Source organism: aff. Roholtiella sp. LEGE 12411 (assembly GCF_015206995.1).
Classification (GTDB): domain Bacteria; phylum Cyanobacteriota; class Cyanobacteriia; order Cyanobacteriales; family Nostocaceae; genus Komarekiella.
This window is the reverse complement of record NZ_JADEXR010000215.1, coordinates 1-8,051: the sequence shown is the minus strand read 5'-3', so window position 1 is coordinate 8,051 and position 8,051 is coordinate 1. Positions and strand designations below refer to the sequence as shown.

The 8,051-nt window shown below is 39.4% G+C and carries 8 protein-coding genes and 1 pseudogene; all 9 read right to left on the bottom strand.

The features are described 5' to 3' along the window. Positions 1 to 76 precede the first annotated feature (76 nt). Positions 77 to 985, bottom strand: coding sequence for a glycosyltransferase family 2 protein (locus IQ246_RS27530; RefSeq protein ID WP_194006467.1), 909 nt, complete (start codon positions 983 to 985; stop codon positions 77 to 79). A 125-nt stretch (positions 986 to 1,110) separates the two neighbouring features. Next, positions 1,111 to 1,950 carry an HpsJ family protein gene (locus IQ246_RS27525; protein ID WP_194006466.1) on the bottom strand — a complete coding sequence of 280 codons (840 nt, stop codon included), beginning with the start codon at positions 1,948 to 1,950 and terminating at the stop codon, positions 1,111 to 1,113. Positions 1,951 to 2,232: 282 nt separating this feature from the next. After that, positions 2,233 to 2,871: a TIGR04282 family arsenosugar biosynthesis glycosyltransferase gene (locus IQ246_RS27520; RefSeq protein ID WP_194006465.1), complete on the bottom strand. Its 639-nt coding sequence runs from the start codon at positions 2,869 to 2,871 to the stop codon at positions 2,233 to 2,235. A 32-nt stretch (positions 2,872 to 2,903) separates the two neighbouring features. Then, a complete protein-coding gene (locus IQ246_RS27515; RefSeq protein WP_194006464.1) occupies positions 2,904 to 3,551 on the bottom strand; it encodes a Tfp pilus assembly protein FimT/FimU in 648 nt (215 codons plus the stop codon). Continuing rightward, the gene (locus tag IQ246_RS27510; RefSeq protein ID WP_194006463.1) at positions 3,517 to 4,524 is read right to left on the bottom strand and encodes a glycosyltransferase; all 1,008 of its coding nucleotides are present in this window, start codon (positions 4,522 to 4,524) and stop codon (positions 3,517 to 3,519) included. The genes IQ246_RS27515 and IQ246_RS27510 overlap by 35 nt, the downstream gene beginning before the upstream one ends. Positions 4,525 to 4,956: 432 nt before the next feature. Continuing rightward, a complete protein-coding gene (gene hpsE / locus IQ246_RS27505; RefSeq protein ID WP_339379233.1) occupies positions 4,957 to 5,937 on the bottom strand; it encodes a hormogonium polysaccharide biosynthesis glycosyltransferase HpsE in 981 nt (326 codons plus the stop codon). Positions 5,938 to 5,943: 6 nt separating this feature from the next. Next, a complete protein-coding gene (gene hpsE, locus IQ246_RS27500; RefSeq protein WP_194006462.1) occupies positions 5,944 to 6,912 on the bottom strand; it encodes a hormogonium polysaccharide biosynthesis glycosyltransferase HpsE in 969 nt (322 codons plus the stop codon). A 148-nt stretch (positions 6,913 to 7,060) separates the two neighbouring features. Next, the gene (locus tag IQ246_RS27495; RefSeq protein ID WP_194006461.1) at positions 7,061 to 7,759 is read right to left on the bottom strand and encodes a Tfp pilus assembly protein FimT/FimU; all 699 of its coding nucleotides are present in this window, start codon (positions 7,757 to 7,759) and stop codon (positions 7,061 to 7,063) included. A gap of 38 nt (positions 7,760 to 7,797) precedes the next feature. Then, positions 7,798 to 8,051 (bottom strand): annotated as a pseudogene (locus IQ246_RS30015) (hypothetical protein); the annotation flags it as partial.

Below are 8,051 nucleotides of genomic sequence, written 5' to 3'. Positions count from 1 at the left end.
CCCCATGCCCCATCCCCCCTTTTTAAGTTAGCTCAGGTAATGAAGGATCTCTTTGGTGTAAGTTTTATGGATTTTCCTAAGCTGCATCAGCTTGTGTAGTTTCTGAAGCCGCGCACTGCACCTGTTGTGTACTCTGTTCTACAACAATTACTTTTGCATCTAAGCTGGGCTTGGGTAAATACTTCATTTCCCAGACTTTGAGCAAAATTAGGTATTCGTAGAACGTTTGCAATGTACACCAAGCCATTCCAGCACGTCCATCTAAACAGCCACCCAAGATGAAATACATATATAAAAAGCGTAGAAATGGTCTAGCAGGTAAACGTAAAGATAAATCTTTAAGGGCGCGGCGTTTTTCGACTTCTGACTTACCAAAAAACAAATCTCCCCAGTTAACTTGTCCCTGTTCTAGTTGATATAGCGTTTCTTGAGCTTCATCTGTGGAATACCGATTGTGCTTTTCAATCCAGCGGCTCAAGCCTTTGCTGCAAGTGTAATGGGGATAGGTTTCTTTTAAAAAACTAGTTGCACCGTCACAAACTTCCCGTTCAGTATGACCATAGTCTGTAAACCAGACTTTACCGTGACAAAAGAGGCGCATTTGATAACGGGGATACTGAGTGCTGTGGCGAATCCAATGATTCATGAACATGACGCGTTCGGCAACATAGTAGCCAATGTAGCCTGGATTGTGAATTGCTTTTTCGCCTTCAGCGAACAGTTCGGGTGTCATGCGCTCGTCAGCTTCGAGAATGTAGACCCATTCGTGCTTTGGAGGGATAGACTCTAACATCCAGGTGCGTTGGCGTCCGTGGCTTTCAAAAGGGTGTTGGACGATGCGGATAGGATAGCGACTAGCGATTTCTACAGTGCGATCGCTACTGCATGAGTCTATAACAATAATGTCATCCGATAGCATCGCCGACTCAATACAAGCAGCAATATCTAGTTCTTCGTTATATGTCAGTATGTAAATAGAGAACATTCTCAGGTTTTATAGCGATTTGATTAACTGTTAATCGTCTTTCTATTGTTATTAATCATTAGACGCATGGCAGTATAAAGCGTCAACAACCGTTTGCTGCGTCCTACTGCCCTACCGATAGTTGGCTAACGCGCTGGTGCTCTACGTCCACCACCTTGTAAACTACCCATGCCTTTTAATCCTGTCCAGCCAATGATAATGTAGCCAATGGACAACAGCAAACTGCTAATACCAATCCGCAATCCAGATTTCCAAGCGTTATCTTTAGCTTGTTTTTCAGCTTCGTCTCGGCGCTGGCGAATTTGGTTAAGTCTTTGATTTGCAACTCCTTGAGGATCTGTGCGCTGGGCGATAAATTTGTCAAGTTCTTGGGGATTTGCTTTAAACTTCTTGAGTAATTCTTTTTGCTCAGCAGGAAGTTGGGGGTTTTCAAGTGCTTGCTTATACTTCTGATCGTCTTTTAGTAGTTCCGTAAACTGAGTTCTGGCTTGGTTTCGTAACTGTTCTAACTGAGCTTTGGCCTGATCGTTATTTAGTTGTGCTTGGAATTGAGATAGCTGGTTTTTCAGTTGGTTTTCTGCCTGATTCGCATCCTGGGAAATTTGATTTACTGTTTGAGTGCTAGCTTGACGCACATTGTTGAGGTGCAGAGGAAAAATCAGTAAAAACATTAAACCTAAAATACTAGATAGTATCAGGGCAGGAAATCTTAAATCGATACCTGCTGGGCGATCGCTAGCATCAGCACTATCAATCCAATATGCAGCAAACAGCAACCCTAAGCCTACTAGAGGTACAATTCCCCGATCAACTAGCGCCGTTGCCAAGCTAATTTGCCACCCCCGATCAGTTGGTTGAAAGGGTAACAACAAAATCATAAAGTCCACAAAAAACGACAAAATGCAGATTATTCCAACTACCTTCAGTGTTAAAGCAGTGTTCAAGGCAGCAAAACGATTAACCATAGTTGTTCAAACTTGCGTTAAGTAAGAGTGATTTTCATATTTCAAGTTACTTGAATATTGTATTGTTCCCATAACTTTAAATGCTGTATGTAAACACAAGGCAGGCAGATTCATCACTAGTCAAGGATATTTGCCTCTTAGTTTTAAACTACACCACAGTAGCATCTGTAATCTACACTGTCTTCAGAAAATACCTGGTGTTGGAAGATACGAAAGCAAGTAGGGACTTTGGGCATTGAACATTAGGCACTGCGAAGAATTTAGTTTCTATTTTCCACTCCTTCACTCCCCCTTAAGAGTTTTTTCCCAAATGGGCAAATCCTCTGGACGATCAACATCGGCTAAGGTAGGCAAGTATACAGATGACAAATTCAGTAACTGAGCAATCTCCACGGTTTTTTGGAATACTTGAGCAGTTCCCCACTCGATGTTAACGAATAACTCCGGGATGGGTTGCCGCAAACCAATCAAGTAATAACCACCGTCTATCGCTGGCCCCAGCACAAGTTCAAATACTTGTAGTTGTTCAAAGGCTGTCGCTAGAATCTGGGCATTCACGTCTGGGCAATCCGTACCGATGATAATTACTTTTTCTGCACCAGATTGAAAGGCATCGAGTAGCGATCGCGCCATGCGATCGCCTAGATTACCCTCACCTTGAAGCTGGTAAACTAAACTAAACCCTAGCCAGTCTTGCATGAGCTGCCAATCCCCACCTGCAAACCGTACTTCCACAGAGACAGCAGATGCCTTTTGCAACTCTTTAACCTGAAATATCGTATGTTCAGTCATCTGCCGTTGAAGATTGGCAGCACCGTGAGTGCCCAAAGCAGGTATCAGCCGGGTTTTTGTCTTCCCTGGTTCTGGATAGCGAGTAAAAATAATTAGGTGCTGTTTTAAGCTTTTCGGTGATTTCAGCACACGATTCCTTATTTGAATAAACTAAAAATATCTTAATAGCAATACTTGTCGTTTTCGTTGGCTTTAGTATGATCTTTTCCTGTTCGCATTGCCCCCAAAATCGTAGAAACATAGACACAACGTCTAGCTTTACCACCATTCAAGCTGTAGAAGGTTATCTGTCCTAATCCACGTGGTGTACACTGATTTCCAATTTCCGAGATAGGACAACCGTAGTAATTAAATAAAACTCGCCACATTTGCTGTGAAGTGTGTTTTGGTAAAGTTGTCTCGTGTTTACCCTTATAGTTTTGTTCTTGATCAATGCGAATATTTGGCTCAAGGTCATGCCATAGGTTGTCATTATTTATAACATTATCAGGAATAAATTTTCCTGCTTCTGTTTGATGAACCGCCCATTGAATGGTGTCATTTTGTTCACGAAAGCTGGCTTGCCAAGTCAATTTTTGTTTAGTGGCTTGGCTTTGGGCTTGGCGCATAGCACCGTAAACTTCGTTTTGTGCAGTGTTTAAGCGACGAGTGTCCACAAAAGCTAGCCAGTTAGGTGTTCCCAGCGCAGCTAATATACCAATTATGACAACAACTACTAACATTTCTGGCAACGTAAAGCCACTGCTAGAGTGGTTATTCAAGAAATGTTTTATATTAACTAGAGACGGTAAATGCACCTGAGTAACCATTTCGATTTTCTGGTTGGTTTTCAGCCTTCTGACTTCTGTCTTTGACCGGGTTAATAATCCTGTGTAGTGAGGTTGGCAAAATAAGGATTATAATAATTTTAAATAACAGTTTTAAGCTGAAAGCAATACGCTGAAGTCTTGAAGAGTCATTCAGAACATAATTCCATAAAAATTTAGCCGCTGCTAGACTCTTTTGTCGATTAAGCGGCTTTTGTAATGCTTTACAGGTTAGGTATTTGTATAAATTTGTAAGGCTGATATTCCAGTTATTCTTAAGTGTCGATGGTCTTGCTTGATACGCTCGTTCAAGCAATTGTAAACAGGCTTTTTCCTGCCTTAAAAGATTAGAAGAAACTGAATTAGCGCTGATCCGGTATAATATTTGTACAGATGGTATGCAGACAAAATCAAACTTATAGGCTAATCGCAGCCACATATCCCAATCTTGAGCAGCACTTAGTGATTTATCAAATCCACCTAATTCAATTAAAGCTTCTCTACGAATCAATGGATTGGAACCATTCTCCAAAAAATTAGTTAACAATAGCTCTTCATAAACATCTCCATTGAGATTAACATGTCTACCTGAAACTACGAATGCACCATTTTCATTAATATAATCAGTCCAGCTATAAGCAACTGCTGCTTGAGGGTTTTCCTGCAAAGCTTTCAACTGGATTTCTAGCTTATCAGCCGTCCAAATATCATCTGCATCTAAGAAACTAATAAATTCTCCAACTGCATAATTTAGTCCACGATTACGACTAACGTTTCCCCCAGAATTATTAAAGGATAATACTTTTATTCTGGAGTCTTGAAATTTTGCAATTATATCTAATGTTGAATCCTGTGAACCATCATTAACTATAATTAGCTCAAAGTCAGCAAAAGTTTGGTTTAAAACAGATTCAATTGTCGTCTTAATAGTTTTTTCGCTATTGTAAGCTGGTATGATTACAGAAATATTTTGCATCGTCTGACTGATTTATATCAGGGTTCATAAATGTAGTCTTCCCTGCAATCCCGCCAAACTAACATTTTCATGTAATAAAAAATAAATTATATATAACTGTTGCTTTCGTTGAGTATTAATTTAGTTTTACTGCTTCTTAAGATTCAAGCATAACTACATATAATTAGGGCTTGCTGAATAAGTCTCTCAAGCAAATGTAGAAGCCACACACCTTACAAAATACTTGTTTCATCGCTCAGTTTCAGAATTTACCCAGCGATCGCTAACGATTGTGCAAGGGTTTTGAGACTTTAGATGTTATGACCTTGCACTTGTTTGTTGGAAAAAGGCTTAAAATCCTTATCTAGTCTATATTACAATTCTATTCAGCAAGCCCTAATTATTTTTTAAAGGAAAACAAAAACTGATAATAAATCATGAGTATATGCTTAATTAATCAGTTAATTTTCGCATATTAATTTTTAAGCAATAAAAAGGACTCATCATGCTACCTAAATAAAATTGAATTTCAAAAAGCGCAATTAAATCACTTTTTAAATAACCTCTATACTTAATCACATGCTCTAAAACTCGGCGCAAATTACCCAAAAAGGTTCTCACAAATACTATTGGTTTTTGCCAGCTTTTAGTATTGATTAAGCGTAACTGACAAATACACAAACCGCAGCCACGAGCCAGAGTTAGTAAATATTCTTTTTCTAATCGCCAACGTGGTATTTGGTGATAAGTATGCATTGTTGGGTTATACCAAATTTCCCAGCCTGCATAGTGGATGTAAAGCAATGGTTCATAGTCATCACCTTGTACCAAAATACCAGGTAATTTTCCACTTAATTTAGGTCGTTGTGGAACATTCTCAGACCACGCTTTTTTACGAACAATAATGGCCGCACCAGGAGGAAGTCTTAAATTAGCAGCATCAAATAAATGTGGTTCTAGTCCGTGTTCTCTGATAGCGAGAAAGGCTTGAATTCTCTCAAATTTTTCTGGTGGTTTTACTTCAAAATCACCATGAATTTGTCCACTCCAAACACCTGCTTGAGGATGCTCAGCACCAAATGTATATGCTTCTGCTACCCAATCAGGGTCGGGTAAGTTATCATCATCTAAAAATGCGATTAGTTCACCTCTGGCTTCGCGTACTGCACGCAGTCTTGCAAAGGCGGCTCCCTGTTCGGTTTCTAAAAAGTATCTCAACGGAAAGTTACTATTGCAGATTTTTTGATACCTTTCTATTACTTCAGATGTATCATCGGAACTATTATTATCCACAATAACAATCTCCCCGTTGAGGTGTTCTATTCTCCTCTGGGTTAAAAGCTTATCTAAAATCTTAGGTAAACGAGTTGCTCCGTTATATGTAGGAATAGCTATAGTAATATCTAAGTTTTCCATTACTAACTCATTCATCATAGGAAGTTATTTTCTATTTGTTTTTAAATATCCGTTTTTCCAAAGATAAAAAGGGCTGATTAAGCTACCAACAAATAATTGCATTTCACAAGCAGCCACCAAATCAGTTTTTAATTTAGTTTGATATTTAATTAATTGAAAAGTAATTTTGCGTATGTCATTTATCATATAAACCAAACAAGCTGCTGGTCTATATATAGGTTTTATATTCACCATTCTAGTAACATAACGGCTAAGTCCAATACCGCGAAAAAATGGAACTAAATAGGCTTTTTGCAATCGAAAACTTGGTATCCTGTGATAAATCTCCATTTCTGGATTATACCAAATTTCCCATCCTGATTTTTGGATGTAAGACAACATTTCTAAATCTTCACTGGTAAGCATATTGCCGTTAATTCTACCAGTTAAAATGGACTTATTTGGTACACTTTCTAACCAAGCTTCTCTGCGGACAACAAGACCGGCAGAAGGAGGTAACAATTTTTTTGTAGGTTCATATAATAGCGGTAAATCTCCTCGCTCTGTAATTGCCAAAAATGGGGCAATTCGCTGAAAGTTTTCTGGTGGTTCGACTTCCCAGTCAGGGTGAATTTGACTAGCATAAGCACCCGCTTTGGGATACTTTTGACCAAAAGCATAAGCTGTGGCTACCCAGCTTGATACTGGGTAGTTGTCATCATCTAGAAAACCTATAAATTTACCTTGAGCCTCTTCAACTGCTCGCTTTCGAGCATAAGCTGCTCCCTGTCGTGCTTCAAAGCAGTACTTTAATGGGTAAGGACATTGCCAATTTTGTTGAAATGTCTGAACAACTTTAGCTGTGCTATCAGTGCTGTTATTATCTACAACTATAATTTCCCAAGTTAAATTTTCTGTGTCAATTTGATTTTGCAGCCGCTCTAGTAATTCAGGCAAACGACTTTCCCCGTTGTAAGTTGGAATAGCTACAGTAAAGTCAAGGCTCTCAGTCATCTTCCCAAAATTGTATTTTATTAGGGCTATTTTTCAGGTATTTAAAATTAAAAAACTGCACTTTATGTTACGATTTTGCTCCCAAAGTGCAGTTTTCTGTACCGTATTTATATGGAATTTTTTATAGGTTTCGCTACAAAAAAATTATTTAATTATTGCTGCACGCAGGGTCTTTCGCTGTTCGCATTCCTCCAACTAGAGTATCCACAATGACGCAACGCCTGAAGTTACTAGCTGATGTGGAACTTCCATTGGGTACAGCTACGGCAATTTTTAAACCAAGTTGGTCTGATGATCCCCCTGCTGTTGCAAAGTCTACATTTGGTAGAGTACCCATATAGTCGAAAGTAATCGTGCCACTTCCCAATTGAGTGTAGTCTATATTAGCGGAGGCTTTTTTATTAGCAGTTGTACTATTAAGGTTGGTGTACAGCAGAACTTGCTCTGGCTGAAATTCCATACCGTCACCCAAAGTTTTCCAACCAGAAGATGATGGGACAGTACCTTGATAAATCAGCAGCTTGGGAACGCCGTTTTCATTCTTAAAACTGACACTGTAGCTAAGTTTTTTCTTTTTAGCTTCTCGTTGTGCTTCCTGTAGTGCGGCTAAAACGGCGTCGTTAGCCTTATTTACCCGCTGCTGGTTTACAAAGGCAAGCCAACCAGGAGCCGCGATCGCAGCTAAAATACCTATCATCACCGTCACTACGATTAATTCCAGCAAACTAAAGCCAGCATCCTGTTGGGTGTATCCAGAAGCATAGCGTAGCCTGTTAACCAGATATCGCTGTTTGCTTTTCCTATTCAAGTCGCTGGGGTGCAATAACTTCAAACTTAAATTTTCCATAATCAGCTGCTATTGAATAATCCTTTAAGTTTCAGCTTTTACTTGGTATACAAGTATCCGCGTCCTTGTACTCGTACACTTGCAGTTGGAAAATAAGTGCTTTTGCTCTCAGTGTAATTTATTGAGTCATTTTCTATGCGAGCAAGTGCATTGCCGCGTATAAAGACCTGTGCTGTTGTATTAGCTCTATCAATACAGGCAGAAAAACTGGTCATTTTACCCGTAGCGCGAGTATTAAAGCTGGTTATTTCTTGTGGTACTTGTGTCCATATAGGGGGGTCAGGGGGAAGGG

Excerpts from the sequence above, each read along its gene's own strand:
- IQ246_RS27510 (WP_194006463.1), bottom strand. The coding sequence starts at position 4,524 with ATGCAAAATATTTCTGTAATCATACCAGCTTACAATAGCGAAAAAACT.
- IQ246_RS27495 (WP_194006461.1), bottom strand. The coding sequence starts at position 7,759 with ATGGAAAATTTAAGTTTGAAGTTATTGCACCCCAGCGACTTGAATAGG.
- hpsE (WP_339379233.1), bottom strand. The coding sequence starts at position 5,937 with ATGATGAATGAGTTAGTAATGGAAAACTTAGATATTACTATAGCTATT.
- IQ246_RS27530 (WP_194006467.1), bottom strand. The coding sequence starts at position 985 with ATGTTCTCTATTTACATACTGACATATAACGAAGAACTAGATATTGCT.
- IQ246_RS27515 (WP_194006464.1), bottom strand. The coding sequence starts at position 3,551 with ATGGTTACTCAGGTGCATTTACCGTCTCTAGTTAATATAAAACATTTC.
- hpsE (WP_194006462.1), bottom strand. The coding sequence starts at position 6,912 with ATGACTGAGAGCCTTGACTTTACTGTAGCTATTCCAACTTACAACGGG.
- IQ246_RS27525 (WP_194006466.1), bottom strand. The coding sequence starts at position 1,950 with ATGGTTAATCGTTTTGCTGCCTTGAACACTGCTTTAACACTGAAGGTA.